Source organism: Microbacterium gorillae, from assembly GCF_050990725.1.
GTDB lineage: Bacteria > Actinomycetota > Actinomycetes > Actinomycetales > Microbacteriaceae > Microbacterium > Microbacterium gorillae_A.
Map to the genome: position 1 here is coordinate 2,597,822 of NZ_CP158844.1, position 25,537 is coordinate 2,623,358.

General features: G+C 64.9%; 24 protein-coding genes. 5 read left to right on the top strand and 19 right to left on the bottom strand.

Going from position 1 to position 25,537, the window contains the following annotated elements:
* Nucleotides 1-3 precede the first annotated feature (3 nt).
* Together dnaE and ABTV68_RS12005 are read right to left on the bottom strand one after the other, a co-directional pair.
* Nucleotides 4-4,506: a DNA polymerase III subunit alpha gene (gene dnaE / locus ABTV68_RS12000; RefSeq protein ID WP_433673914.1), complete on the bottom strand. Its 4,503-nt coding sequence runs from the start codon at nucleotides 4,504-4,506 to the stop codon at nucleotides 4-6.
* 93 nt (nucleotides 4,507-4,599) lie between these two features.
* Nucleotides 4,600-7,770: a hypothetical protein gene (locus tag ABTV68_RS12005; RefSeq protein WP_433673915.1), complete on the bottom strand. Its 3,171-nt coding sequence runs from the start codon at nucleotides 7,768-7,770 to the stop codon at nucleotides 4,600-4,602.
* A 99-nt stretch (nucleotides 7,771-7,869) separates the two neighbouring features.
* On the opposite strand from ABTV68_RS12005, the gene ABTV68_RS12010 reads away from it, so the two are divergent.
* From ABTV68_RS12010 to ABTV68_RS12030, 5 genes are all read left to right on the top strand, one after another.
* Nucleotides 7,870-8,031 (top strand): hypothetical protein, encoded by a 162-nt coding sequence (locus tag ABTV68_RS12010; protein ID WP_433673916.1) that lies wholly within the window; start codon nucleotides 7,870-7,872, stop codon nucleotides 8,029-8,031.
* A 26-nt stretch (nucleotides 8,032-8,057) separates the two neighbouring features.
* Nucleotides 8,058-9,938, top strand: a complete 1,881-nt coding sequence (locus ABTV68_RS12015) for a hypothetical protein (RefSeq protein ID WP_433673917.1) — start codon at nucleotides 8,058-8,060, stop codon at nucleotides 9,936-9,938.
* A 184-nt stretch (nucleotides 9,939-10,122) separates the two neighbouring features.
* Nucleotides 10,123-11,091, top strand: a complete 969-nt coding sequence (locus ABTV68_RS12020) for a hypothetical protein (protein WP_433673918.1) — start codon at nucleotides 10,123-10,125, stop codon at nucleotides 11,089-11,091.
* Nucleotides 11,082-11,501 carry a hypothetical protein gene (locus ABTV68_RS12025; protein ID WP_433673919.1) on the top strand — a complete coding sequence of 140 codons (420 nt, stop codon included), beginning with the start codon at nucleotides 11,082-11,084 and terminating at the stop codon, nucleotides 11,499-11,501. Before ABTV68_RS12020 ends, ABTV68_RS12025 begins: the two co-directional genes overlap by 10 nt.
* Nucleotides 11,498-12,361, top strand: coding sequence for a hypothetical protein (locus ABTV68_RS12030; protein WP_433673920.1), 864 nt, complete (start codon nucleotides 11,498-11,500; stop codon nucleotides 12,359-12,361). The genes ABTV68_RS12025 and ABTV68_RS12030 overlap by 4 nt, the downstream gene beginning before the upstream one ends.
* Nucleotides 12,362-12,364: 3 nt before the next feature.
* Here ABTV68_RS12030 and ABTV68_RS12035 read toward each other — a convergent pair whose 3' ends face one another.
* The 17 genes from ABTV68_RS12035 to ABTV68_RS12115 form a co-directional block, all read right to left on the bottom strand.
* A complete protein-coding gene (locus tag ABTV68_RS12035; protein WP_433673921.1) occupies nucleotides 12,365-12,739 on the bottom strand; it encodes a hypothetical protein in 375 nt (124 codons plus the stop codon).
* An 11-nt stretch (nucleotides 12,740-12,750) separates the two neighbouring features.
* Nucleotides 12,751-13,128: a hypothetical protein gene (locus ABTV68_RS12040; protein WP_433673922.1), complete on the bottom strand. Its 378-nt coding sequence runs from the start codon at nucleotides 13,126-13,128 to the stop codon at nucleotides 12,751-12,753.
* The gene (locus ABTV68_RS12045; protein WP_433673923.1) at nucleotides 13,103-13,759 is read right to left on the bottom strand and encodes a DUF2637 domain-containing protein; all 657 of its coding nucleotides are present in this window, start codon (nucleotides 13,757-13,759) and stop codon (nucleotides 13,103-13,105) included. The genes ABTV68_RS12040 and ABTV68_RS12045 overlap by 26 nt, the downstream gene beginning before the upstream one ends.
* Nucleotides 13,746-14,327, bottom strand: coding sequence for a hypothetical protein (locus ABTV68_RS12050; RefSeq protein ID WP_433673924.1), 582 nt, complete (start codon nucleotides 14,325-14,327; stop codon nucleotides 13,746-13,748). Before ABTV68_RS12050 ends, ABTV68_RS12045 begins: the two co-directional genes overlap by 14 nt.
* A complete protein-coding gene (locus tag ABTV68_RS12055; protein ID WP_433673925.1) occupies nucleotides 14,324-15,871 on the bottom strand; it encodes a UvrD-helicase domain-containing protein in 1,548 nt (515 codons plus the stop codon). The genes ABTV68_RS12050 and ABTV68_RS12055 overlap by 4 nt, the downstream gene beginning before the upstream one ends.
* Before the next feature lie 88 nt (nucleotides 15,872-15,959).
* Entirely contained in the window at nucleotides 15,960-16,742 is a 783-nt protein-coding gene (locus ABTV68_RS12060; RefSeq protein WP_433673927.1) for a hypothetical protein, read from the bottom strand.
* Between the two features lie 95 nt (nucleotides 16,743-16,837).
* Nucleotides 16,838-17,695 (bottom strand): hypothetical protein, encoded by an 858-nt coding sequence (locus tag ABTV68_RS12065; protein ID WP_433673928.1) that lies wholly within the window; start codon nucleotides 17,693-17,695, stop codon nucleotides 16,838-16,840.
* On the bottom strand, nucleotides 17,692-18,381 hold the full coding sequence (locus tag ABTV68_RS12070) for a hypothetical protein (RefSeq protein ID WP_433673929.1): 690 nt from the start codon (nucleotides 18,379-18,381) through the stop codon (nucleotides 17,692-17,694). The genes ABTV68_RS12065 and ABTV68_RS12070 overlap by 4 nt, the downstream gene beginning before the upstream one ends.
* Entirely contained in the window at nucleotides 18,378-19,301 is a 924-nt protein-coding gene (locus ABTV68_RS12075) for a hypothetical protein (RefSeq protein WP_433673930.1), read from the bottom strand. The genes ABTV68_RS12070 and ABTV68_RS12075 overlap by 4 nt, the downstream gene beginning before the upstream one ends.
* Nucleotides 19,298-20,035 (bottom strand): hypothetical protein, encoded by a 738-nt coding sequence (locus tag ABTV68_RS12080; RefSeq protein ID WP_433673931.1) that lies wholly within the window; start codon nucleotides 20,033-20,035, stop codon nucleotides 19,298-19,300. The genes ABTV68_RS12075 and ABTV68_RS12080 overlap by 4 nt, the downstream gene beginning before the upstream one ends.
* Before the next feature lie 35 nt (nucleotides 20,036-20,070).
* Entirely contained in the window at nucleotides 20,071-20,316 is a 246-nt protein-coding gene (locus ABTV68_RS12085; RefSeq protein WP_433673932.1) for a hypothetical protein, read from the bottom strand.
* 356 nt (nucleotides 20,317-20,672) lie between these two features.
* Nucleotides 20,673-20,960, bottom strand: coding sequence for a hypothetical protein (locus ABTV68_RS12090; RefSeq protein ID WP_433673933.1), 288 nt, complete (start codon nucleotides 20,958-20,960; stop codon nucleotides 20,673-20,675).
* A 114-nt stretch (nucleotides 20,961-21,074) separates the two neighbouring features.
* Nucleotides 21,075-21,767 carry a hypothetical protein gene (locus ABTV68_RS12095; protein WP_433673934.1) on the bottom strand — a complete coding sequence of 231 codons (693 nt, stop codon included), beginning with the start codon at nucleotides 21,765-21,767 and terminating at the stop codon, nucleotides 21,075-21,077.
* Between the two features lie 7 nt (nucleotides 21,768-21,774).
* Nucleotides 21,775-22,308 carry a hypothetical protein gene (locus ABTV68_RS12100; protein WP_433673935.1) on the bottom strand — a complete coding sequence of 178 codons (534 nt, stop codon included), beginning with the start codon at nucleotides 22,306-22,308 and terminating at the stop codon, nucleotides 21,775-21,777.
* Nucleotides 22,309-22,379: 71 nt separating this feature from the next.
* On the bottom strand, nucleotides 22,380-22,868 hold the full coding sequence (locus tag ABTV68_RS12105) for a hypothetical protein (RefSeq protein WP_433673937.1): 489 nt from the start codon (nucleotides 22,866-22,868) through the stop codon (nucleotides 22,380-22,382).
* Between the two features lie 111 nt (nucleotides 22,869-22,979).
* The gene (locus ABTV68_RS12110) at nucleotides 22,980-23,885 is read right to left on the bottom strand and encodes a J domain-containing protein (RefSeq protein ID WP_433673938.1); all 906 of its coding nucleotides are present in this window, start codon (nucleotides 23,883-23,885) and stop codon (nucleotides 22,980-22,982) included.
* A gap of 832 nt (nucleotides 23,886-24,717) precedes the next feature.
* Nucleotides 24,718-25,470 carry a hypothetical protein gene (locus ABTV68_RS12115; protein ID WP_433673939.1) on the bottom strand — a complete coding sequence of 251 codons (753 nt, stop codon included), beginning with the start codon at nucleotides 25,468-25,470 and terminating at the stop codon, nucleotides 24,718-24,720.
* Between the last annotated feature and the right edge of the window lie 67 nt (nucleotides 25,471-25,537).

Here is a 25,537-nt window from a genome sequence, read left to right on the forward strand (position 1 = left end):
GTGCTATCCGACAGCGAGCACGAACCCGTCACCCGCCTCCCGGTTGACGAGGACGTGAACGATGTCCGCGTTGGACGTGTCGGTAGCGATCGTCGCTTCGATTCGGTCTCCCAGCCGCAGGTCAGAGCCCACGCCTGGGAAGCTCTCCCCCGCCTCGATGAGGGCCATGCCGATCAGCCAACCGCTGTACGTCGGGAACCCGTCTACCGGGCCGGGGACCAGCTGCACGTCCCACTCACCAGATCGAGTTGGGGCCGTGGCCGCCGAGCGGGGATGTGTAGGAAGCGGTGGGGCGTCCATCTCGAAGATCGCGGGGTGGGCAGGTGCGACATGAGTGACCAGACCGACGCCGCCATGAGCGAGATCAGCGTCGACGAGGAGACCGGCGATCTCCAGTTCACGAGTACCCGGGGCCGCAGCCGCATGCACCACCGGCGGCGGCGGCGGCGGCGGCGAGATCAGCGTGGTCGTGACCTGCGAAGTCACCAGATCATCAGAGCCCGATCCGCCCGTTGACATCGGCGCCGCCGCCGCCGTCGTCGTAGGTGGTGCAGGCGGAGCAGCGGCAGAGGCGACGTCGTAGGAGGGGTCCAGCACCATTGGCACATCCCAATCGAGCGGATCGCTGAGAAGCTCGGTCATGTCGCTCTGCGGCATGGCAGGCGCTTCCGGCTCCTCTTCGAACGGGGCCGCTTCGCTCGGCTGAACCACAGCAGCACCCGATGTCGTGACGCCGGACGCCGTCAGGTCAATGCGCGGGAGCGTTGTGGCCGGATATCCGCCGAACGGCGGGTCCGCGATCTGGACGGCGCGGATGGAGGAGACCGACAGTTCCTTGACGCTCATGTCTTCCGAGCCCGGATCCTCGGGGTCGGCGGCGATCACATTGAACCGGACCTTGGCCTTCACGATGACGATGTCGCCAGGTCGCGGGACTTCCCCGCCCTCGCGGATCTCCGTCAGCGCGCTGTCCCAGATCGTTCCTGTAATCGTCGCGTTCGAGCCTTCCAGCACGATGTTCGCGAGCCGCCCCTTCGAATACTGGCGCTCGGACCATGCCGCGAGGACACCGAGGGTGCTGACCATGGTCCCGTTCGCATCCGGGATGCGAGCGACGGGGACCGGCACCAGCTCCAGCTCTCGGCGCCCGGTCAGGGAGGGGATTCGAACTTGAGACACCTGGTCGCGGAGGGCGACGAGCGGGTGCTCCCCGAGCGGCGTCAGCAGAGCTTCGCGCTGGCGCGCGGATCGTTCCAGCACGCCCCACTCGATCGCAGGGACGGGGATCTCCTTCGCAGGAATCGCTCCAACGATGCTCATGTGACCGAGGCGAGGTCCGAACTTGTCCGCAGCGCCTGAGGCGATCAGTGCCTTCAGGTGGCTGGCGGTGACGGCACTGCCGCTGCCATCCGGTTTCTGCACGCGGGTGTAGACGTCGCGCAGTGACACGAACTCACCCGAGGCGCGGCGCTCAGCGGCGATCAGCTCCCCGACGGAGCCGAGGTCCTTCACTTCGCTGATGCCGAACGTGATCGCCGCTGGGCCCGCCGGCACAGTCAACGCGCTGGTCGAGTTGACGTCCGGCGGCAGCACGGTGATGCCTTCATCGCGGAGGGTGCTCAGCACCTGCAGCCGCTTCTCGGGCTTGTCAGTGACCGACAGGTTGGCGGCGGCGTATGCCGCCGGCCAGTTCGCCTTGTAGAAGGCTGTCATGAACGCGAGGTACCCGTAGGTCGCCGAGTGCGCCTTGTTGAAGGCGTACTCGGCGAACACCAGCAGGGTGTCCCAAACTGCCTGAACCGTCACGGGCGAGAACGCGATGGACGTGACGGTGCCGTCCTGGTCGCAGAGCTCACGAGTCGCTTGGTCGAAGAAGATCGGTTGGATGGCTTCCAGGTCCTGCTTCTTCTTCTTCGACACAGCCTTGCGTAGCTTTGATCGTCCGACCGCGTCGAATCCAGCCATGAGGGTACCCAGTGCCATGACCTGCTCCTGGTAGACGATCAGCCCGAACGTCTCGTCCAGCACCTTGGCCAGCTCGCGTTCCTCCCGCGGATCGCTGGTGAAGACGGAGTAATCAGCGTGCTCGATCCCACGCTTCCGGTTGGCGTATGCGCTGTGGGCTCCCATGCCCATGGGCCCCGGGCGGTAGAGCGCCACGATCGCGGACTCTTCCTCGAGACGTTTGGGCGCGACCTGCATCGCGAGTTCGGTCATCTTCGGGGACTCCATCTGGAATACGCCAGCAGTATGCCCGTCGGCGATCAGCTTCCATCCGGCGGCGACACGCGACGCTTCCACTCCCACGGCGGGCTGATCCGGGTCGGGGATCCGCAGCGGGTCGACATACTCGCCGGTGGTGTCCTTGATGTACTCCACGGCCCGGTCGATGATGTCGAGGTTCCGGAGGCCGAGCACATCCACTTTCAGCAGACCGAACTGCTCCGCCTCGGGTCCGGACCACTGCAGCACCCAGATTCCCTTGTCCTTGCGCATCGGCACGAGATCACCGAGAGGCTCTGCGGAGACGATGATTCCGGACGCGTGGATACCGAACCCCGACACCACGTCTTCGAACGTCGCCGCGATGCCGTGCACGCGCCGCACGACGTCGTCCTTGTCGTAGAGCCGTCGGTACTCAGCGGTGGCGGGGATGTCGGCGTCGAGAAGGTGTCCCATCGGCATCGGCTTGGCCGCGACGTTCGGCACGAGCGTGTTCATCGCAGCACCCGACTTCGATGCCCCGATCACACGGGCCGCATCGTTGATCGCCTGCTTAGTGCGCTCGATGCGGAATGTGCCGATGGATGCCACGTTCTCGGAGCCCCAGCGGTCACGAAGATACTGGATGACCTCCTGACGACGCCCCTGCGGGAAGTCGATATCGATGTCGGGCGGTTCGCTGCGCCCCAACTCGTAGAACCGCTCGAAGAGGAGGCCGTAGCGGACTGGGTTGATCTGGGTGATGCCGAGGAGGTAAGCGACCATGGATCCGCCGGCGGAGCCGCGGCCGGGGCCGACCAGGATCGGCTTCTTCTCGGGCCCACCGGGGCGAGAGGGCCGCGTGGATCGAGCCCATGAGATCAGATCGTGGACGACGAGGAAGTAGTCGGCCATGCCTGCGGTCTCGATGACGTTCATCTCGGCCATCACGCGATCCCGAAGTGCAGCGTCGATGCCACCGAAGAGCCGTGCAGCTCCGTCACGAAGCAGGTGGAAGAGGTAGTCGCGGTTGCTGGAGTAGCCCTCCGGCGTCTGGAACCGAGGCATCAGGTTGCGCGGCGTCGGCAGCACGCGGTCCTCGCAGCGATCGGCGATCAGCTGTGTCGTGTCGCACGCCTCCTGCCACCATGCCTCCGGCCGAAGCGCACGCATCTCCTGCTCGCTGCGCAGCCAGTAGCCGCGCCCGTGGAACTGGTACTTCGGGTTGTCGACGGTGGACTTCGACTGCACGAGCAGCCATCCGGCGTGAGCTTCCGCGTCCGACTCGTGTGTGTGGTGGGCGTCATTGGTCGCGACGATCCCAACTCCGAACTCGCGGGCGAGCTCGGCCACGTCAGGCAGAACGGCGGACTCGTTGTCGATGCCGTGTTCCATCACCTCGACGTATGTGTTCTCCGCGCCCACAGCCGTGATGATCGCCCGCAGGTTCTCCCGCGCCGCCGCGTACTCGGCTTCAGCCATGCGGGCAAGCTCGGCCTTGCGTTCTTCGAGCAGCTGCTCCTCGAGCGCGTGGGAGCCCGATTCCGACTCGTAGTTGGCCAGGTCGGCCTCGCGCTTCTGGCTGATCAGGGTCGCCAGCTCGCTGACTTCGTCGTTGCTCGGGTCCGGGACTCCATCGCTTGCGAGTTGTGCTCGCGCCGCTTCGACGCCGAATGGGTCAGCCTCGATGAGGTCCTTCAGGTTCCTGACGACGGTCGCTGCTTCGGTCGTTGCGTAGTCGGTCGGGATCGTGTCGACGGCAGCCTTCCAATGGGCGCGGCGTGTCATCGGCCCGAGCACCGGACCTCCCAGGCATCCGGTGAGGACGATCAGTCCTTCTCCGTGCTCAGCGAGCAGCTCGAAGTCGATGCGGGGCTTGTGCCACACGGATTCCTGAGCCTTGTTGTTCAGCTGAACGAGGTTGCGCCAGCCCTGCGCGTTTCGGGCAAGGATCGTGAGGTGCATGTACGGCTTGCTCTTGAGACCGTCGACCTGCTGTGTGTCCGCCTTGTCCTCCGAGCGCTCGGAGTCCTCGTCAGTCGAGTTGTCGTCGGCGGGAACCCAGATGCTGTGCTTCTCCAGCCGCGAACCGATCGCGAGGTATGCCTCATACCCCGCGATGAACTTGACGCCGGCGGCGTCGGCGCTCTGTTGCGCGGTCCATGCGGCAGCGAGGTTGCCGTGGTCGGTGATGGCGAGTGCAGCCTGCCCGACTTCGCGAGCAACGTTGAACGCATCCTTGACACGGATCATGCCGTCCAGCGGGCTGTACTCGCTGTGCACGTGGAGGTGGACGAAAGCCAACGCTCACTCCTTCGATAGTTGCTGTACTCACCACATGCGCGGCCATGAATGGCCAGTGCCCACCGCGGTCGGGCACGCGGTGGGCACTGGGGTCTAGTCGCTCTCGGGCGGAGGGACGATCTCGCTGAATCGGACGGGCGCGCCACGAAGTCGGCTCACCCTCAGCGGGGCACCGGGCTCTGCCTGAGTGTTCCCGCTCAGTCGGGCCTTCACCGTGTACTCGCGCCCAGACCCGGGTCGCTGATACCTCGGGTGCACCATCGCGCCCTCTTCGTCCTCCCACACCTGATTCCAGGTGTCGCCTGCTTTCTGCCCAGGCGGAACGAGGGTCGGGTGCTCTCGCTGGGCGAGGTTGAATGCCGTGGCGGTGGAGATCAGTGCCACGAAGTCAGTCTCGTCGTCGGAGTCGCTCGGGACTCCGAGGTATCCGATCGGGGTGCCGTTGGGAACCCATTCGCTCGATCGCGGATCGATTCGCCAGCCGGCGGCACGGTTGTAGAAGTCAGCGTTTTCCCCAGACAGGACAGGTCGGGAACCGGAAAGCGTCGGGTGCTCCAGGTGCGCGCGACCCGCTTCGAGGAGGTTGCGGATCGCTTCGAGGAGATTGCGGCTGTTGGATCGCTGACGGAACTCGGCGAGATCCTGCGCAGCCAGTTCGATCATCGCCCCACGGAGGGTACCGATCTCGGCTGGCTTGGCGAAGAACGGCTTCATCGCTTCGTCGCTCGGTTTCATCCCGGCCCACAGGGCGAGGGACTGGAGAACGTCGAGCGTGAAGAACAGTTCACCGAACATGCCTGCTCGGCGGGCGCTTGACCCGGTGTTGATGTCGTAGCGCTCGTGGAGCTGTTCCTGGATGAGCTCCTTCGCCTTGCTGATTGAGGCGTGCGCGAACGCGTGCTTGCCCGCCCACGTGTCGAGGTTCGCTGATTCGACGTCCCGGCGAAGCATCGGCAGCGCGGTCTCCCGAACGTCGATGTTGAGCCAGAACCGGATCATCGCGGCTGTCAGACGGGCGAAAGGGTTGCCCTTCGCGCGCGTCAGATTCTCGATGTGCTTCGGACGGTCCTCGGGCTCGGAGACGATGTCGCGCTTGCTCCCAAAGTGGATGCTGACCATGCGCTGCTGGATCGAGAGGGTGTCGCGGCGGTTCTCGGCCGTGTAGATGACGAGCGCGCGTGGGTGGGCAACCTGACGCTGATCTCCGTCGGCGGTGCCTCGCCGCTTGGGGTTGTTGTTGAACTTCGAGCGCACTGCCTCGTCCACGCCGGATTCCTGGCGCTCATTGACCTGCCGGGATACGTTCGGGGCGAGGTCATCGATCACGTAGATCGGGGTTCGCGCGACGGAGTGCTCACGAGCTGCTGGCGTGTCGTTTGCCGATCCCGGGAGCCCCTGCACTGTCCATGTACCCGGCCTACAGCCGTAGAACGACATCACGAACGATGCCGCGTGCGACTTGCCTGTTCCTGGTGCACCGGAGATGTAGAGGTTGATGGAGGTGAGGCCGGGTACCGTCGGTCGGAGCGCGCACGCGAGCAGCGTCGGCCCAATGGCAGGCTGACGCCACGCGGAGTTGGTGATGAAAGCTTCGACCACCGTGGAGAAGTCCTCGCGGATCTGAGCCTTCCAGCCGTCGAGGTCGTCGCTGTCGTAGAACTGCCAGTACGTGTCGTTCACACCGTACTTGCTCGCCATCGGCATGATCTCTTCGGTGACGCCGGGACGGTTCTCCTTCTCATCCTCCCGAGTGGCACCCAATGACTGCTCGCCGAGGACGTACACGGGGCTACCGGACGTGCTGGGTACGTATCCCATCGTGTCCCAGCCGTCCAGAATCTCCTGCTCCGAGTACCTGTTGGCCTTGATCGCGGCAAGGAACCCATCCCCTAGCTTGTTGCGCGGCGGCCACGCGGGGTGGCGGAGGATGTCGGTGTGGATGAGAGCGCCCTTGCGGCCCCATTCAGCGGGAGGCGATTCGAGGATGGATCGCGGCCCCGTGATCTCTCGTGAGATCGTCTGGCCCGTGGCATCGTCAACCCAGGTGAGCTCGATTGTGCTGGCACCCTTGGCGGAGTCGATGACCGCACCCGGGCGGATGAACCCGTCGCGGACCTCGACGTCAGCGAGCGTGCGCAGGCTGGTCACCTTCTTCACGCGGCCGCCGATCGCCACCCGCTCCTCCCACGTGTACGACGTCCCCCCGCCGAACATGTCGCCGGACTCTTGCTTCACGTACTCGAGCACGGAGGTGCCCTCTGGCGAGACGCGGTACTCGCCCGGCTTGGCGTCGACCGCTGCACGGTCGGGTTGCGCGGGAAGGTTGTCCTCGACAAGCTTCAGAAGGTCGCCCCATGTGCCGACGTGGGAGAGGTAGTCGTCCAGGCCCACCTTCTTGCCAGCCGGGTAGCCAGCGACGGCCTTGTCCTTCTCCGCATTCGGTCCACCGAGGTCCAGCAGCTTCGGAACGCCGTTCTTCGATTCCTCGATGAACTTCCACATCTTGTCCGTCTGGCCCCACACCTGCCGGTTCTCTCGCAGGTCCCCGTCGAAGGCGATGAGCACATCCCGGTCGCGAAACACGATGGAGTTCCACTCCGGGTTGTGGTGCCAGTTCCCCACCCCGATGAAGGACAGGACCGGCACACGGTCGACGACAGGGATGCGCAGCATCATCTGCTGCAGCTGCCCACGGGCTTCTTCGATCGTGGCGCCAGCCACCGCGAGGAGTTCATCGTGCGTGACCCCGGCCGCGATCAGCTGTGCGCTGAGTGCGGCGTCACCTTTCAGGCATCCCTCCGTGACGAGGAACCGGCGAGTCTTGTCGAACCACTCCGCTGGAGTTCCAGGGTTCACGTCGACGACTGATGCGTGCCCGGAGAGCATCTCGTACTTGGCCGGCTTGCCCTTCCCGTTCGGGAGAGGCTCAGCTGGGCGAACTTGCGTGGTCGACGATTGCGCGGCTGCACCGTCACGGATCACGTTCGAGGCCTTGAACCAGGGGATGACCATGAAGTCGTTCCCGCCCTTGACCATCGACTTCAGTCGCATGGTCACCTTGCGTTCCTCGGCGGTGTACGTGGCCTTGGCCACCGCCTTGGCGCCGTCTTCGTCGGTGACGGTCGAGTATCCTCGGGCTTGCGCTACGAGTGGCGCGACTTGTGAGTCGGCGAGCTTCTCCGCGCCAGAGAACGTGACCACATCCGTGTAGTCCTCAATGCCCCACCGGCTCCTCTTCGGGTCCTTCTTGCGGTCCTTCGCCATGGTGCCTTCCCGTCGTGAACGTACGCCACCCGCAGTGAAGTAGGCGCGTCAACCACATGCGCGGCGATCCAACGGGAGTGCGCCGCGCATGTGGTGGGTATGGAAACACTCATTGCTGTCGCGTCGGAGGGCTCACCGGAGCAGGTCACCCCGTTCCTGGTCGTGTCCGCGATCGTGATGCCGCTGCTGTGGTTCGCGTTGATGTTCTTCGATCACCGAGCGAAGGTTCGCGCTCGTCGCGACGAAGAAAATCCCGAGTGACGGGCCAGCTTCGCCCCATACAGGACATGACCGATGCACCGACCATTGGCGTCGTCGGCTCTCCCGACGTCGCGTCTGCACTCCGATCCATTGGCTTCCAGGTGATCGCTGGGGCTGATTTCCGATCAACCGCTACCGAGATCAGTCAGCGCTTGGCCCGCGGCGATGACTTCCCCGTCATCGTCGCCGATCAGGTTGCGACGCCAGCGCTGAGTCCATGGACGACCAAGACAGCCACGCAGACTCACCTCGTCGTGCTGGGCACCACCCCCGGGAGCGGCCTGTTCGTCGGGCGCCCAACGCGTTTGGAGCTGCCGGCGACGGTGAACCAGTTGCTGGGGATGCTTCGGTATCAGGGAACCACCCGACCTGTTGGCGAGTTCCTCATCGATGGGGAGGGATCAGTCACTGATCCCTCGGCGGCCGCTGTCGCTTCTCTGGTTGAGCCTCTGCCCTTGCCGCTGCCTGAGCCGGTTGAGGTCGAGACGGTCATGTTCCCGGCCCCAGGGCCTGCGGAGGTCAGTGCGGAGTCGTCCACGCAGGGATTCCCGGACGATCTGTTCGGGGGCGGTCCCAGCACCCATGAACGAGTGGCGGTTCCGCAGGTGCCGACACCGCAACCTCAATCCGTGGCTCACCCGGTGCTGCCGCCAATCGCCTCGCGTGACGTCCCTGCTGGCGCTGCGCAGCCCGACTACATCGTGCAGCCCGACGAGAGCTATCTTCCCGCCGCTCCGTCCCCGCGTCAGGTGAATGACTACCCGGCTACAGAGGCCGCGAACGCCTCAGGGCCGTGGCCGGCCCCTGCACCGCAATGGCACCCGGATCCGCCCCAGACGCCGCACTCCCCTGCGCAGAGTCAGGACTTCTCGGATGACGAGCGCGTCGCACCCGCATGGGACGAACCAGCTCCAGGCGCGATCCAGCCGCGACAGCACCCTCAAGCATCGACGGCATCGAACGCCGTACCGGTCGATGACGCGGACTTCTTCGCGCGTCGCGCAGAGACGACGCGCCCTCGCGCTGACGAGACATCCCGCCGCCCGTCTGGTGCAAAGGGCCAGGTGATCATCAGTGCTGCCGGCAAGGGCGGCGTTGGGAAGACGACGACCTCGCTCTCGCTCGCAGAGATGGGATCGACAGCGGGACTCTCCGTTGTGGTCGTCGACGCCAACCGGGGTCAGGCGGATCTGCGCAAGTACCTCCGACTCGGGAGCGCTCCGCTGCGGACCGTGTACGACGCGTACACAACGGGCGACCCATCTGCTGGCATCCTGCGGCCGTCCGACTACGGCCATCTGCGGCAAACCGCCCGCCTCGACGTGACGGACTTCGCCATCGTTCTCGGCCCACCGGCGGATTTGGCCGATCCGGCTTACGCTTCGGCGGCGGTGTACGGGCAGATCATCGATTACGCGCGTTCGATCGCCGATCTTGTGATCATCGACACCCAGATCATCGAGGCGCACAGGACCGACCTGTGGGATGACCTGCTCGTCCCGCTCCTGCGCGGCGATGCCTGGCTGGTAGCAATCACGGACGAGTCAAGCCCTGGCGTCGCGAACCTGATTGAACGGCTCGGCGAGCTCCGTCAGGCCGGCGTCAGCAACGCCCGCACACTCGTGCTCGCCGCCCAGTACGACAACTTCTCCGACGAGGACTCCCGATTCTTTCAGGCGAAGTTCCAGACGTTCGGGACGCTCGTCGGGGCGACGGGCGTGGACATGAACTTCCACGACCAGATGAACAAGGGGCGCATCGTCGGCGACTCCCCGGTGATTCGCCCGGCGGTCGCGTCGATCCTGCTTCGTGTCACTGGTCGCAGCGACCTATTCGCCCCTGCGCCGGCAGTCGAAGAGCGCCGCAAGGGGCGGTTCCTCGGTGGGCTGTTCGGAGGCCGGAAGTGATCTTGGAACATTTTTCAGCGAATCGCGTAATGAATCCACAGGTTTTGCCTATCTCCATGCAAGGGCGTGCAGAGGCAGGCCACATGCTCCGGTTCGTACGGGTCGGTCAGCACCGCAGTTCCGGCCAGGCCGGTCACATTTCGAGGGGGAAGGTACGCGCGTGAGCACGAGCATGTCAGGATCCATGCGGCAGTCCTTCCCTACCGGGCGGACGTTCGCCACCACGCTCACGGGCACAGCACGATTCGTGGCGGCCGAGAAGCTGCTCGAAGACGTCGAGGCGATCCCCGCCTGCGGATCGATTGTCGCCCTGCCGCAGTTCGCGATCGTGGACTTCGAGGGCCGGGAGTCCATCAACCGGATCCAGTGGGCGGGGGCTTCGTGCGTCCGCACAGTCGACGATCATGTGTCGCTGTCATTGCACTGGAAGATCGAGGACTCCGCCCTTCCGACCCAGTCGGGCACGCTCATGGTCGAACCGCAAGCGGGCGGTGGGCATGTCTGTGCAGGCGAGCTTCCCCACCTGGCACCAGGCACCGAGCCACGAGTCCTCTCTGGGTGGTCACGCCACGCGCTGGAGCGGAGCCTCGCCACGGTTCGAGACCAGGGCAAGCAGGAGATGTTCTCTCTGGTCATGTCCCTCCTGCCGTACGTTCGGCAGTCGGTCGACTCGGCTGCCCGCCGGATCTATCGGGAGATCCACGACGTTCCCGCCTCACAGGACGTCGCCATCATCCCCGTCATCGATCAGGTAGAAGCTGACGTCGTCATCGACCGCATGCTCTACGGAGATGACAGCAGCAACTGGTCGATGGTGACTCGGCTGATTCGTCGAGTCGCAGCGACCGATGCGGTCGTGAAGAAGTCGGTGATGCAGTTCATCTCGACCGCCATCTGGTCCAGCGCCGAGACGCACGTTCGCGCCGCCATCGGCGACCCCCACACCGGCCGAGTGATCCGCCGGCTCGCGCGACTGATCCGATCCGCTGAGCCGCAGGTCGTGCTCGACGTATTCAGGGAGACCTACCCGGAGGCCCAGATGGGACTGAACCGGGTGAAGGCAGCGCTCACGGCCGGGGCGACAATCGGCGCCCAACAGGTCGCCTGGGACACCGTGTCCGACGATGAGAGCGAGCCGTCAACGTGGCCGTGACGCTCCCCAGCCTCGCAGTCGCGAACGAGTCAGCCGAGCACGCGCGCCAGGTGCGTGCCGACTGGCTCTTCAGCCTGCAAGACGGGGTCGTCAGCATGTTCGACATCATCACCCAAGCCTGCGAGCCGGATGGCCGGCCGCTATTGCGTATTGGGCTGGTGCGGCTGCTCGAACACCAAGACGGGTGGTCACGGCACGCCGCGATCACCACCATCAACCAGACGTTGCGCCTGCTGAGCCTTCCCGAGCTCAGCGCACGGGGTGCAGCGAAACTCACCGTCCAGTGGCTTGTCGACGCCCGATCTGGAGGACGTCGACAGCTTGCTTTCGCTGATGCGATGGACAGCAAGACGCAACTGCCATGGCCGGGATTTCCGTACTCACCGCAGCAAGAAGGGGCTACTGCATGAGCGTCCACATCGACGACCAGACATACCGGGGGTATCTGACTCGCATCATCTCCGCACCGGACGAGGCTTCCCGAAATGAGGCAGCGGACGCCATGATCGTCGCGCTTCACAAGGCCGAGGTGCTCGAGATTTGGGGCCGAAACCTGACTTCACGGTACGGCCGCCCGCATGATGAATGGGAGGAGATCACAGCCGTCCTCACCGAAGCCATCCTCCAGCACATCCGATCGTTCACGGCCGATGACCTGGCCAAGGTGCGCACCGTCGGATCCCACCTGTTCTTCCGCGGCAAAGAAGCTGTCACCCGATGGCTGGACTCCCCCGCGGTGACCTTCGCATCGGAGATGAGCGGCATCAGCCGCCGCAACCGAATCGCCGGCGCCGCGATCCGTGAGCTGCGATCCAGCCTGGGGCGTGAACCAGAAGTTCAGGAGGTGGTCAACTACGTGAACAGTCGCGCCCTGGAGAACCGGAAGAACGCGGTCAAGCAGGGAGCGCTGATCACGGCCGCCGACGTTGACGGGTTCATGCTTCACACGTACTCGATCGATTACTCGTCGGACGAGGGGAATCTAGCGGACTCCTTCGGCACTCCCGATGATGGGAACGTCACCGTCCAGGCTGAGGTAGCTCTGACCGTGTCGCAGCTCGGGGCGCTGGCACGCACGCTGTTCGGGCCCGAACGATCCGCCGAGGTGCAAGCAACGCTCACCTTGTGGGTGAGTCATGTCCTCGCGCAGGAGCCGGTGACCGCCGTTGCCGTGGGCCTGAAGTTCGGGATCAGCCGCAGAGCCGCGGTGGCGAGACTGAGCGACGTCAACAAGCTGATGGAGGCGTTCCGTGCTGCCCACGACGAGTAGGCGTCACGCTTGGTTCGCGGGGCTGAAGTAGCAGGTGCCGGCGACTCGAACGATCGGACCGAGCCGGCCTTCCGTGATGCTGTCGCTCAGCGTGGCGGAGGCGGCAAACCAGTCGATATGGATGAACGGCCATCCATTGAGATCTACTTCCGGCGTGCCAAGGAATGACTGTGCGGTCACTGCTCGGGCGAGGTCCTGAACGGTCGTGAAAGTGCCGAGGTGCTCAGCGAGTACGTCCATCAGCAGATGCCGGTCAACGATCCGGTGAGGGTGCGCGATCGCGATGTACTCCATCGTGGCGTTCGATTCCAGGGGCCAGGGGCCAGCGTGCAGCTCATAGTCGAGCCGCGCGAGGGTGAGCTGGTCAGTCATGCTCATCGCGTCTTCCTTCACGTCGTCCACGGCACGATGCTGCCGGCCGGAGGCCCGTCCGGCAGCATCAACTCATCCGGCAGCGGCGGAACGTCAGGCATCGAGACAGTATCGTGCTCGTTCAGGTCAGGCCCACTGTGAGGCAGCTGAGGCTCGATTCCTGGCAGCTGGTCGATGCCAAGCTCCGAGCGCATCATCTGATCGACCTCCGCGGGCCACGAGCTTCGATCTGCTGTGAGATAGGTCAGGATGCTCTGGGCTCGGATAGCGCGCGCCTGAGCGAGGCCCGATCGCACTTCGGCGGCCTGCCGTGCTGCGGGTTCGTTCCGCCACCGTTCGGGGTTGCCGAGAAGCTGACGGGCGACAGCCTCATCCTCGGAGGGCATCATGGACATCAGAACCCACCTCATCCCGGGATTCGATGGCGAGGGTGTAGTCGACGGGGTGGATGATCTCGGCGAGTTCACGTTCGAGTGAGTCGAAGGACGCGGTCGCGGTGGAGCTTCGCGTGGGCGCACCGCGCGTGACCGCTCCGGCGATGACGTCGTCAGCGGCGGCTTGCTGGCCGCCACTTTTGGGCTTGGCGAACGCCAACCGCACCACCTCCTCGGACGACGCAAGAGCAGCCAGCGGCGCCGCAACTGCCATGAGGGCACCGAACCAGGCCTCCATCTTCGTGTAGTCCCACTGCCAGTAGGACCCTGTGTGCGCGAAGTTCAGAACGACGGACGCGCACGTGAAGGCGTAGAGGAAGAACCTGGTGCGGCGAAGCCCTCGACGACTCTCAGCACGGCGTTCGAGGATCACGAGGGAGACCGTGTACGTGAGGATCGGGCCGTCGATGAAGACCGCCGCGAGCCATGCGAGGGCAAGCGGGACTCCCGTCCATCCGCCGGCTTCTGCAATCGCTGCGAAGCTGAAGATGTACGAAGCGAGCATGATGATCGTGACCAGGACGATCGCGAGGATCCCGACCCAGAAGCGATCGGGGTTGATCTGAGCGGCTCGGGACTCAGCGGCGGCCATCGGTCACCTCCAGCATCGGCGCAGCGAAGCGCTCCATGTTGTCGCGCACGACGCGGCGCGCGGCAGCCTTCGCGGCCTTCTGCTCCTTCGATGCCGGGTAGGCGATGTTGGTGGTCGACGGGTTGCTCAGATAGGCGTAGTCGATGACCTCACCAGTAGAGGCCCGCACGAAATCGCCGTCCCCAAGATGAACGACGTCGCCTTCGAGGGTTGCGCGGTAGGAGTCGATGACGGACTCGTTGATGACCGTGGTTGTCTCCACCATGTCCGGTGCGACCCGCTTCACGTACTCGAGCAGCTTGTCCTGATCGATCACGACGCGGCGCTTGCCGGGCTGGAAGGAGATGTCCCCGAACGGCGTGTGCAGCGATTGCGTCTCCGTGGCCCCGGTGAGGGTCTCGATGAGTGCCTTCTTCTCCACGGTGACGCGCGCGTCGATGGCGTCCCGCAGCGCGATCAGCGCGGCGATGCGCCCCGCCGGGGTGAGGCTGGACAGTCCGCTCGGCGGGCGCATCACCTCGGGGGTTGGGGCGTCAGCGGTGGTTGCGACGTTGTCGGACGGGATCATGATGCCTCCGCAAGGATCGATGTGTCGTCATCCACATGCGCGGCGTTACCTTCGACCCATCCCCCTCGTGCAAGGTAGTCAGGAACCCAGTCGAATCCCCGCCGATCGAGATGCCGGAACGCACGGGTGACCGCAACGTAGGCGAGACGCGCCTCCTCAGCGGGGAGCGGCTTCGGCACGCCGCGACGATCACCAGGGTCGCGGAAGTCGTCGCTGATGCGCACCTGCTTCCACTCGAGCCCCTTCGCGACGTGCGCCGTGGACACAACCGTTCGAGCCTGATCCGTTGGCACACACGAGTCGATGACCCGGACAACCTCTCGTGCGCCGACCTTCTCCACGATGTCAACGAGGGGTTTCAGGTCGGAGCCGTCCTCGGACTCTGCGTAGGCGACGACCTCACCCCAGGTGTTGAACGAGTCGAGCTCCGGGTGCTTGGTCCAGCGCTTCTCCTGCAGGTCGTGGGCCGCTTGGGCAAGGTCGCGGAGCTCGCGGGCTTTCCGCTCCCCAGCGATACCGGTGGGCGTCCCGGACATCTGCGATTCAACGGCCTCCTGTAGCGCGCCACCGTTCGTGCGTGTGAGGACCGCCTCCGGGACACGCTCGGAGTTCCAGACGCTCGCAGGCTTCCCGGGAAGACCCTGAACCCGCATCGCCGGGTTCGTGCCGAGCATGTCGAGCCATTCGTTGGCGACGTCCGCGATCTCTTGCCCGAACCGAAAGGACATCGTCAGGGCCGTGTGCACCCCACCGAACGCGTCCATCGCGTCCTCGGCGCCACGCCAGCCGTATATCGCCTGGTTCCTGTCTCCGACGGCGACGATCTGCGTGTTCGTCTGCCGCCGCAGAACGTCGACCATGAGCGCGTCCGCGTCCTGCGCCTCGTCGAAGAGAATGAAGTCGTAGGGAAGCATGGGCTGCGACAGCTGCCACTGCTTCAGGTACGCGTCTGCGGTGTAGCGAAGGCCGCCGTGAGGGTTCTGCAGGTCCTCCCAGTACCGCCGCGCGAATCCGAGGATCGTGTCCTGGAGTCGGGATGCGGCGGCCGGCTTGAGCGTCCCAAGCTCCGGTGGGATCAGCACCATTTCGGCGGTGAGGTCCTCACCAGCGCTCTTCAGGAACAAGTTCACCGTCTCGGTTGCATGCTTGACGAGCTGCTGGCGGCTGAGCGCTGCGGTGCGTGCGCCGTCGGTGGGAGCGAACATGTACTTGTCGTTGATGCCGAGGATCTTCGCCTTGTCGGCCCACATGACAGGTCGCTTGTTGTTCAGCCGATGCTGCATGGGGTGGCCGAACGCGGCGAACGCAAGGGCGTGGACGGTCTTCGAAGTCACCGTCGTTCGCGCGAACCGGCGTTGCGCATCCTGCTGCACCGACTTGTTGAACGCCGCGTAGAGCCCTCGCCGGTGCGGGGACACTTCGGCGATGAACTGCAGGGTTGAGGTCTTGCCGGTGCCGGCGAGGGCTTCGATGACCAGGTTCTGTCCGGTCAGGTACAGCTCGATCGAGCGATGCTGTTCAGGTGTCGGCGGGTAGTCGGGCACGTGCGGTTGCCTTCCGTGTGAGTGTCAGCGAGCGACTTACGCCGCATCTGACACATGCGCGGTAGATACCGTCCCGGCCATCATCAGGTCAGTGAGTTTCTCGCACCGCGTCTTCCGCCAGGCGCTGGAACAGGTCGTATTCACGCTGGTCTGCGATCGCAGACTCGTAGCCCTCAGCCTTCTCCTCCAGGTAATAGGACCATGCTCGGTCGGCGTGCGCTTCCGTCACGACTACGGGGTTGCCGCGCTCGTCTTCGCGATCGCCGATGGCGGCGTCGAAGTCTGAGCGAGTGCGGAGCACTCCTCGCGCACCGAGCTGATCACGTGCAGCGAACCAGACGTCGGTTACGTTCTTCTCGGTCACATGCCGAAAGTCGACGACCTCCAGATGGCTCGTGTCTTCTGCCGGCAATTCGTCGAGCTCATGCATGTAGTCCTGCAGGCGGCTCGCGGCCTGGACGGCCTGAGACAGCAGGTGCCGGCGCTGTCGGGGTGTCATCGCCCGGATCTCGTCCCCGCCCATCACGGTGACGTCACGGATGGCGAACTGATTCACCGCGCCTGCGGCAGGGGTGTCCCGCCAGCGTTCTGCGACGATTGCGTCCTTCACCATGGCGGCGATCTGCTCGGCGTTGGGGTTGTACACCCGGAAGTCGATGCCCTGCCGCTCCATTGCTTCGATTGCACGCTGGAGGTCAGCATCCGTCTTCAGCTGCTCGGCGAACGACTCACGCAGACCGGTAACGTCGTCTGCGTCGCCGTCGACAGGGTATGAGGCTGGGTCCAAATGGTCACGTGGCTTCGAGTTGACGCGGCCGGCGAACCGCCCCGTGCTGCCGTGGATGTTGCCTCTGCTGTCAATCATGCTCATGCGTACATGTGTGCGGCAGGGTGCAGCGGGTGACCGGTTGATGAGCTCACAGCGACCGGTTCCAGACCCGTCGCCGTCACAGTCCGGGATGCCCTTCAGCTCTCCGCTCTCAACAGAGCCCATCCGGCGTTGCTGATCGCGTCGTTGACCTTCTCGTGAAGGTGATCGCCGATAGTCTCCCGGAACGTGAACCATGACGAACTGCCAGCGATCGCTTTCGCCGCTTTCTTCTCGTCGCCGTACTCCGCGACCAGCGCAGCAGCCAGTTCCGGGACGGTCTGGGCGATGTCACCGTCAGTCAGCTGGTACGCAATCTCGGAGGCGCTGACGATCGACGGCATGCGTCCGTCCCGCTCAGAGAGTTGGAAGTACAGGTCGTCCCGTTCCTGCTCATCGAGCTGGTCAACGGTGTAACCGCCGGCATCCACCAACGCAAATGTTGCAGACAGGTCGAGATCGTACTCGTGCCATCCCTCGTGATCCTCGTCGCTGGGTTCCACGTAGGCGGAGACCTCGTCGCCCATCTCCTGCACCCAGCGTCGCGCGTTGTCGAGCGCGCTAATCTGCTCGCGTGATGCTGTCTCGGCGAACCTCTCCCAGGAGTCATCATCCTCCAGATCGAGCTCACGATTGGCCCCGAGCAGTTGCGAGAGCACGATGCGATCCTCCGGATCCTCCCAGGCCCGCGTGAACACCGCGGTCGTCGCCCACGGGAACTGCTCTCGCAGTGCGACCCTTGCTGCGTCGCGGTTCGCGAGGAAGTACGTGTTCCGGGCGGAGAGGTACATGGAGGCCGCAGCCTCCCGCTGGCGGGTGAACGCGTCCAAGCCAGGGTGAGCAGGCTCTGCGGTCAGACCTTCCGTGGGCGCGGTGTTCCGCTTCACCGCGAATCGGCCGCCGTCCGGGGTTCCGGCGCCGTGGTGGTTGTTGCCGTGCTTGTCGATGGTGGTCACAGGTTCCGATCCTTGTCGATGTCGTAGTCGGTGATCGCGCCGTACGGGTCGATCGTGTACTTCTTCGCGCTGCCTTCGCCGCCGTCGAAAGCGATGATGTCCACGTAGCCTTCCTCGGGGTGACCGTCGACAGGCTCGTAGAGGGTGGCTTCCGACGACCATGTCTCGTCTACTCGTGCTTGGATCGCGGCGATTTGTTCGGGAGTTGCCCGCGGGCCTCGAGGCTCGAAGGGCGTTGTGTTCGAATCGGCGGCTGGGATCGGGATGAGGAAGCGTTCCTTGCCATCGCGGAGGAAGCGAGTTTTCATGTCCTGCCAGTCCGTGAACGATTCGATCTTCTGATGGATGAGACCATCACCTCCCGCGTCCACTTCACCGCCGTCATCAGCGAGGAGCGCTTCGACGTACGGCTGGTCGACCTCGTCATCCCAGTAGACAACGATCGTTCGCGCCGCCGGCGCCTGCTGGCGAGCTCGCGCGAACAGCACCCCCAGCTCGGCATCCTGGACACGTGACTCGGACAGAAGGAACTCAGCGACCGCCCGCTCATGCTCTCGGACAGCGATGTCGACCTGGCTGTCCTCAGAGAGGCTTCCAGCGGGTGCGGTGTTCGTCTTGGTCGCGAAACGGCCGCCGTCTGGAGTTCCGGCGCCATGATGGTTGTTGCCGTGCTTGTCGATGGTCATGATCGGCTCCGGTCGCTGGAGAGGGTGATGTGGTTCGCTACGCCGTGCATGCTGAATGCGGCGCTGTCGCTGATGGTCTGGTAGCCCCGGCTGTCCGGGGACGGGTAGAAGTCGACTGCGGACCCCGGTTCCGCGGTGATGCTGGTCTTACTGCCGGGACCGGAGATGACTGTGGCTGTCGCGCCGTCGCCGACTTCGATTCCGTACCCGGAGCCGTTGTCGATCACGATGGCGTGGCCCGACACGATCCGCATTGTCGGGCACCCCGAGACGACGTCAAGGATGATCGGGGCACCGTTCGCGGAGCCGGTGACTTCCAGTGGGTCGCCCGATGAGGTTGCTGGCACGGATTCCCAGGTCAGGGTAACGAGCCTGATCTCCTGCGGGCTGCGACGTGATGCTCGCACGGTAGCCCGTGTCTGGGTGAGCCCAACGGGACTCACCGTCCGGGTCGCCTTCGCGCGGGCTTCGGCGGCGACCTCCGCCGCGCTGCGCTGGTCATGTCCAACGTGGCGCGGGTCACGTTCCGGGTGCCTGTAGGTGCCCGCGACGGCGTTCAACTCCTCGGCGAACTCCTCCGCGTAGGTCCGGATTGTCTGGTTGATCGGTGCTGGATAACGTGCGGCGTGCGCTGTCGCCGAGTCCGCACGGATGTTCGCCAGGTGCGCGAGGTAGCTGAGCGGCTGCATGCGCGCCTGTTCAGCGAAGTTCGAACGAACAGATGCCCAGATCTCCTTCTCGTCCGCTGTGGCACCCTTCGGGGCTGGACGGTTGATGATGGAGAGCGCTTGGTCGAGCGGCGTGGGAGAAGCTTCCGCGAGGCTGTGAGCCGGAGCTGCGTTCGCGCGGCCGGCGAACCGCCCTCCCTGTGGGCTTCCCGAGCCGACATGGCGGTTCCCGTTGATGTCGATGCTGGTCACAGGATGACCGCCGGGTAGTCGTCGTCGCCCGGCTCGAGTTTCCTGTCGGAGATGAACCTGTTCAGCACCTCTCGCGGCGATTCCTCCGGCGTCCGGCGCGGGGTCTCCCACGCGAGCCGGCGCGCAAGTTCGCGCTCTGTCATCTGCTCGCCTCGGAACGTTACACCTTGGACCGGCAGAACCGTACCCGTGGGGACAACAATGGGCCGGACCGTGTTGCTGAGAGCCACAATCGTCTCCCCTTCACCGGTCTCGGTTGGGTAGCCCGCCACGATCCCGAACTGGGCGGACGCGAACTCCACCTCCTCCGTGGTCCCATCTGCCCACAGCCGGGACAGGTCGACGCGGTCACCGTCTCGGAGGTCGCCGGCCTCGGTGAGGATTCCAGCTTGCCCAGCCGCGAGCCTGGCAGTCAGCGCGCTCACGGCCGCTCGTCGCTCATCACCGTCGAACACCTGGATCTCCTCACCGTGACGGTCCAGGACCCATTCGCCGGGGACGGCTTCCAGCCAGGCTCGGTACTCCCCTGCTGTTGCGTGCGGGTGCTCTTCCTCGAACGTGGCGATGAAGTCGTTGTTGGCCGCGGTTCGAAAGCGCCCTTCGACGACCGCGGCCGGATGCGGGCCCGGTACGAGGCTCTCGGTCGGTCGTGCAGGGGAACGCCCAGCGAACTGGCCGGCGCCGGGCGCGCCGCGGCCGAGGTGTTTGTTGCCGTGTGCGTCGATGGTGGTCATGGGTACATGAGTGCGGCTGTCGTCCATCGTGTGCCTCAGTCGTTCACAGGGCGCACCGGCAGCTGGCCTGTCGACGCGTACTGCTTCTGCGCCTGGTCACGGTACTGGGCGATCCCCGCAGCCATTTCCTTTTCGACGGTGCTGGGCTCGCGGAGCGCCTTCACGGCGTTGTCTCGCAGCCATGGCGGCGCGGTGGAGAGTCGGCGCCATACCCCGCCATCGGCGCTGTCCGCTTTCAATTCAGTAGGAGGCGCGCCGACGGTGATCGTCATGATGGGCACGGGCGTGAGCGTGCTCGATTTGTCAGGCTCTGTGAGTGGTCGCCCGTAGGCAGTCAGATGCCAGACTCCCCCGGCCGGGTTCGCGATCGAGGGGCCCTCCGGGTTGGGCTTCCAATGCAGGTGCACTTCGATCTCGTCAGCGCTTCGCCCATCGCGCAACGGTGGAAACTCGAACCTGGCTGCCGGAGTGAGCCCGTGTGCGGGTGCCGGGTTCGCGCGTCGGACGAACTGCCCACCGGCGGGTGATCCGGCTGGACGGTGAATGTTGCCTGCGCTGTCGATTGTGCTCATGCCCACATGAGTGCGGCGGTCGACGTCTCGCGCGACACCTACGGCTGGTTCAACAGATGCGAGCCTCATAGTGATCGGAGCGTTCCGTCGGAGAGTACGCCGGCGAGTTTCCCCGCGACCCTGCGTGCGTGCGCGATTTCCGTGTCCGTCGCTCCAGCTCCCCATGTCTCGCTCCGTGCGTCGCCGGCGAGCTGATGAGCGACGATCGCGGGGTACTCGAGCCCGCTCGTGACCTGCTCTGCCCAGATGCGACGGAAAGCTGCCATGGCGGAACTCAGCGGCAGGATCGTCACCCGTGTGAACTGCGGTCGGGGGCTGTAGACGTTCACGGGGTTGTAGCGTGCCCGTTCCATCCGCTCCTCTGTCGCCGGGTCGTAGTATGGTTCGGGATCGAACCCGAGTTGGTCTTCCGTGACCGATACGAAGCATGAAGTGAGAGCGTCCATATCTCCCACATGCGCGGCACCCTAGAGCTCGAAATTCCCGCTGATCCGCTGAGCGTCCAGCTGGATGCGAAGACGCTCGGCGACCTCGTCGTCGATCATGATGCGTTGATCGTTGCTGTCGAACAGGTACGGGAATGCGTGAGGGTTCACGACGGCGGCGCGGGCGTCCGGCACTTCTGCGGCTACTGCTGCTGCCACGTACTGGCTCTGAAGCTGGTGCTTTCGGCCCGCGAGCTTCTGGGCGTCGCGGCTCACCTGTGAAAGGTCCTTGCTCACGTCCTCCAGGTCGCGGAGGATGGTGGCGCGCCGAGGGAGCTCACGGTCCTCGCCCTCTCGCTCAGAGATGTACTCGTCCAGTTCGTCCCTGTCGATCTCGACATCGAACGGGCCGTTGTGCTGAACCAGACCATGCTCGCGAAGAGTCTCGAAAAGCGGGTCGTTGTCGGCAGTGTCCCCGAAGGAGCGCACGTCGTCGAGTGGCAACGTGTCCAGCGCCGCGGCGACATCCAGCCGCAACGATTCGACCTCGATGATCTGGTCGTTTCGAGGACCGGCCCACCGTTGCAGACGAACGACGCTTTTCACTGGAGCCCCCGCAGATGCGGGTGGGACCAGTGCTGCAGTCGGTGGGGCGTTCAGCTTGCGGGTGAACTCGCCGGCTCCTGGCATTCCCGCGCCCAGGTGATGGTTGCCCTTGCTGTCGATCGTGCTCATCGTTCGCTCAGGCCGTCTTCTCAAGAGCGCGGCCGTCGGCGCCGGTGCATGTGGTGCAGGTGGCATCTCCGCCCCAGGCACCACCGTGGGTGGGGCAGACGTCCCGTGGCTCCTGGCCGTACTCCTCGCGGTTGTAGATCTCCAGAGCAGCGATGAACGCCGCGGAGCGTGTGTCGAGGCGAGCGAACGCGGGCGCGGGGGTGTCCATCGCGTCGAACAGGTCCGCGTTGGTGTACACGCGTCCACATTCCGGGCAGATAGTGAACTCATCTGGGTCGGACGAGCCGGCAGAGTCGGCGCTCATCTGGCCGTTCCGGTCAGCAGCGACCCAGTCCTCGGTGTAGGTGTTGTTGCCGCATTCGCAGATCTGGTTGTCGCCGTCGTCCTCGACTGTTGCGTGCCCGTCGACGTCTGCGACGGTGGGGTATGGCGGTGTCCACGCCTGTGACTCTGGGGTCAGTTGCTCTGCTGGCTGGGCCGGAACTCGACCGGTGAACTTGCCGGATGCCCCGTGGACCATCCCGTTGTCGTCGATGACCATCGTCTGTCTCCTCACGTGCGCGCATTGATGCGACACGTACATGAGGGCGGCTACGCGGTGCTCGTGATCACTCAGACGTTCAAGGCCGGGGAGACTGGCTTGAGCTCTTCACCGTGTCGCCGGCGGGTACCGCGGGTGATGAACGGGTCGCGACGGTCGGCGAGGCTCGCGAGGAACGCATCGATCGTCTCGTGCTGGTCGTCACCCCGTTCGATGGCAGAGGCGATGCGCTCCGCCTGGTTGACGCAGACGGCTGTCATGCGCTCAAGGTCGGAACCCGCTGGAGTGTCAGTAAGCACGCTCCCTTCCTCGACCCAGGCGTCCGCGCCATTCGCTTCACCCAGGGCATCGTCGCGAAGCAGAGTGGTGACACGCAGCCGGTCTGTGGCGGGATCTCGGTCGTAGACGACCTGGACCTGGCCGGCGGTTGCTCGGGTGAGGGTCGTGGGGTTGCTCCCGGAGAGTCCATGTCTGGGCGGGGTGTTCACCACACCGGTGAACTGGCCGCCGCCAGGTGTGCCGCTCGGCCGGTGTACCTTGCCGCTGCTGTCGATGGTCATGTGAGCCTCCTCGGCTCTCCACCCCTGCGGCAGGTCTCATGAGATGAGGGGCGACCGGTGGGGATCCGGCCGCCCCTCTGGGGGACAGGGAGGGGAAGGGCCCTGCACTCTTCATATGCGCGGCGCATCGCGCTTTCGTGTCCGGCGGTCCGACGCTTTCGCTGCTCGCTCCATCAGGTCGTACGGAACGGACATCAGAGGCTCGTCTGCGTCTCCGAGGATCAGGTACGAGCCCTGCTCGATCTGACCCCACAGGACGCGAGTGACTCGCGAGTCACTGTCGAGGTGCTGAAGCAGCGTTCGCGTCTGCGATCCTTCCGCGACGATGTCTTCGACGAACCAGGCGTCCACGCCCTGAGCGTCCAACGCGGCCCAGAAATGGTCGGCGGCTGCGAGGGAGAGATCGGTGAGCTCGTTGGTGATCGATCGGCGGATGATGAGCCCGGTCGTCAGTGCGAGGGCGAGCCAGCCGGCGGTGAGTGGGGCGAGTGAGGGGGAAGCGAAGCCCAGGGCGGCAGTCGCAACGAGGAGGAAAGCCAACGGCTTCATCCAGCGTGCCGCGGTCGCCCAGACGATCGCTGATACTGAGAGAGCCAAGAACAACATCAGTTGCGGCCGGTCGACGCCGTTGAGCATCGCCAGGACGGTTGAGCTGGTGATCGCCATTAGGAAGACAGCTCCTGCGACGAGCGTTGCGCGTCGCTTCCACCACCGTTTGACGACCGAGGTGGCGAACGTCGATGAGGTCGACCCCGCAGCGGGAGCGGATTGGCTCGGCAGTGGCGGCTCCGCACGCTTGACCGGCTCCGAGTTAGCCTGCTCGCGGTCGTAGTTCGCGCGGGACAGGGGGTCTGAGAGCACGGAGAAGGCATCGTTCACTCGCTGCGCGTCGACCGCGTCGCCGCCGGCATCCGGGTGTGCCTGGCGGATCCGTACTTTGTAGGCGGCGCGGATCACTTCATCGGGTGCGGTGTGGGAGACGCCCAGCGTCTCGTAGTGGTCGGTCACACTCACCATGAGGGCGGCTTCACGTCGGCGATGCTCATGCCACCGGCGGGGGTCAGTCGGGCCGGCCCGACAAAACCAGTCCCCGGCCCGGCACCTTCCGGGCCGGGTTTTGCCTTACTCCCGACAGGGATCGAGGGTCTGAAAACAGGGGGTGGCCCGACGGCCCGACACTTCCAGAGCACATACATACATGAGACGGAGACATATATCAGCGTCCCCACACCGACATATATCTCTCTATCTCTAGAGGAGATCCTCTTCTACTCACTACTACTACAGGGGTGAACCCCTCCGATCCCAGTCAGGAGTAGGTCAAAACCCGGCCCGACTGGTGTCGGGCCGACCCGGGCCACCCGCGGAAACACGCGGGAAAACTGTCGGGCCACCCGTCGGGCCACTCGGGCCGACCCCAGCCCGAAACACGGGAAACTCGCAGCATCCAGACACGCCGAATGCCCCTCAATCGCTCCTCTTTTCAAGCGAACTCACCCTCAGCACATCAGCCAAGGAATGCTGTCCTCGAAGGTCTCACCAGAATCGATCAGGGGCAGGTTTCACGGGGTGCAGCGGTGCCACCAACAGGTGTCAACCATCCCGGAGCCGCATTTTCCAAGGGTTCCGCGTCTTCCTCAGTTCCGTTCCGCACTCAACTTCCGCTCCAGCTCCGGGAGGTCAGCGGCAGAGAAACCTGACGCCTGACCCGTGAAGTGCACCACCATCATCACACGCACACGCCGCACGCAGGTGTGAGCGAGGAAGCTGCCGCCTTGGTCGAATAGCGGTGCCGCTGAGCTCTTCCGAGCGTCCGCCGGCTCACCTGTGGCACCGGTGGCTCAGATCGTCACTCCTCGGTAGAGCGCAGCCGGTTCGCGTCGTAATGAACAGCGTCGCCCTCACGCAGGAGACTGACGTCGATGATCACGACCTTCGGAAGGTCGAACATTCCCTCTCCCACGAGCTCCAACGTCTTGTACGGGGCAAGCCATGCAACGCAATCGACACCTGAGGCGATGATGGCCTCGATGAACGCCGCGTCGCCGAACCACATGTGAGGCCTACCCCACATCTCCCGGCCGAAGGAGTTCAGCGATTCGAAGTACCCCGTGGAGAGGTCCAGAAGGAGGTAGGCGAGGTCGGCGCCCGGGAGCTGGCTGCGATACTCGGCATCGTTTCGAGCATGGTGTGAAACGACCTTCTGGAAGTGACTCAGGTAGGCGGCGTAGCTGTGGTCTTCGTCTGTTGGCAGGCCACTGCTCGTGAGCACGGACAGCTTTGCGTTCGGGAGCATCTCTGCGAATACGGACCTCTTGAGCTCGCGCTGCACCTCAGCTTCCCGCTGCCTGGTGAGGTCCTTCCCTGTCGATCGAACGTGGTCATCGATCGTCATGGCTTCAATCAGCAGTGACGTGCGATGGTCCCAGAGATCCGGCCGCTCCCTCGACTCGATGGTGCTTCCACGCAGCGAGTCGAGCAGCCGCAGCCCGAGGTCACTCTGCGCAGGGAAGAAACACACCTCACGATCGGCGGCACGTGCCGCTTCGCTGACAATGTCAGCTTCATCCTTGTAGGTGAACTCGAGCGGGCGTGGGTCCATTCCGCGATCCTACGAGGTCGCCGCGCCGCACCGGAAGCGACCTCTGGTGATCCGGCATCAGCGCTGA

Coding starts and splice junctions, on each gene's coding strand:
- ABTV68_RS12035 (WP_433673921.1), bottom strand. CDS start 12,739: ATGAGCATGACTGACCAGCTCACCCTCGCGCGGCTCGACTATGAGCTG.
- ABTV68_RS12100 (WP_433673935.1), bottom strand. CDS start 22,308: ATGGTCATCGACGACAACGGGATGGTCCACGGGGCATCCGGCAAGTTC.
- ABTV68_RS12040 (WP_433673922.1), bottom strand. CDS start 13,128: ATGTCCATGATGCCCTCCGAGGATGAGGCTGTCGCCCGTCAGCTTCTC.
- ABTV68_RS12015 (WP_433673917.1), top strand. CDS start 8,058: ATGACCGATGCACCGACCATTGGCGTCGTCGGCTCTCCCGACGTCGCG.
- ABTV68_RS12005 (WP_433673915.1), bottom strand. CDS start 7,770: ATGGCGAAGGACCGCAAGAAGGACCCGAAGAGGAGCCGGTGGGGCATT.
- ABTV68_RS12090 (WP_433673933.1), bottom strand. CDS start 20,960: ATGGAACGGGCACGCTACAACCCCGTGAACGTCTACAGCCCCCGACCG.
- ABTV68_RS12095 (WP_433673934.1), bottom strand. CDS start 21,767: ATGAGCACGATCGACAGCAAGGGCAACCATCACCTGGGCGCGGGAATG.
- ABTV68_RS12010 (WP_433673916.1), top strand. CDS start 7,870: ATGGAAACACTCATTGCTGTCGCGTCGGAGGGCTCACCGGAGCAGGTC.
- ABTV68_RS12060 (WP_433673927.1), bottom strand. CDS start 16,742: ATGAGCATGATTGACAGCAGAGGCAACATCCACGGCAGCACGGGGCGG.
- ABTV68_RS12080 (WP_433673931.1), bottom strand. CDS start 20,035: ATGACCACCATCGACGCACACGGCAACAAACACCTCGGCCGCGGCGCG.
- ABTV68_RS12115 (WP_433673939.1), bottom strand. CDS start 25,470: ATGGACCCACGCCCGCTCGAGTTCACCTACAAGGATGAAGCTGACATT.
- ABTV68_RS12070 (WP_433673929.1), bottom strand. CDS start 18,381: ATGACCATCGACAAGCACGGCAACAACCATCATGGCGCCGGAACTCCA.
- ABTV68_RS12045 (WP_433673923.1), bottom strand. CDS start 13,759: ATGGCCGCCGCTGAGTCCCGAGCCGCTCAGATCAACCCCGATCGCTTC.
- ABTV68_RS12020 (WP_433673918.1), top strand. CDS start 10,123: ATGCGGCAGTCCTTCCCTACCGGGCGGACGTTCGCCACCACGCTCACG.
- ABTV68_RS12110 (WP_433673938.1), bottom strand. CDS start 23,885: ATGGTGAGTGTGACCGACCACTACGAGACGCTGGGCGTCTCCCACACC.
- ABTV68_RS12105 (WP_433673937.1), bottom strand. CDS start 22,868: ATGACCATCGACAGCAGCGGCAAGGTACACCGGCCGAGCGGCACACCT.
- ABTV68_RS12030 (WP_433673920.1), top strand. CDS start 11,498: ATGAGCGTCCACATCGACGACCAGACATACCGGGGGTATCTGACTCGC.
- ABTV68_RS12050 (WP_433673924.1), bottom strand. CDS start 14,327: ATGATCCCGTCCGACAACGTCGCAACCACCGCTGACGCCCCAACCCCC.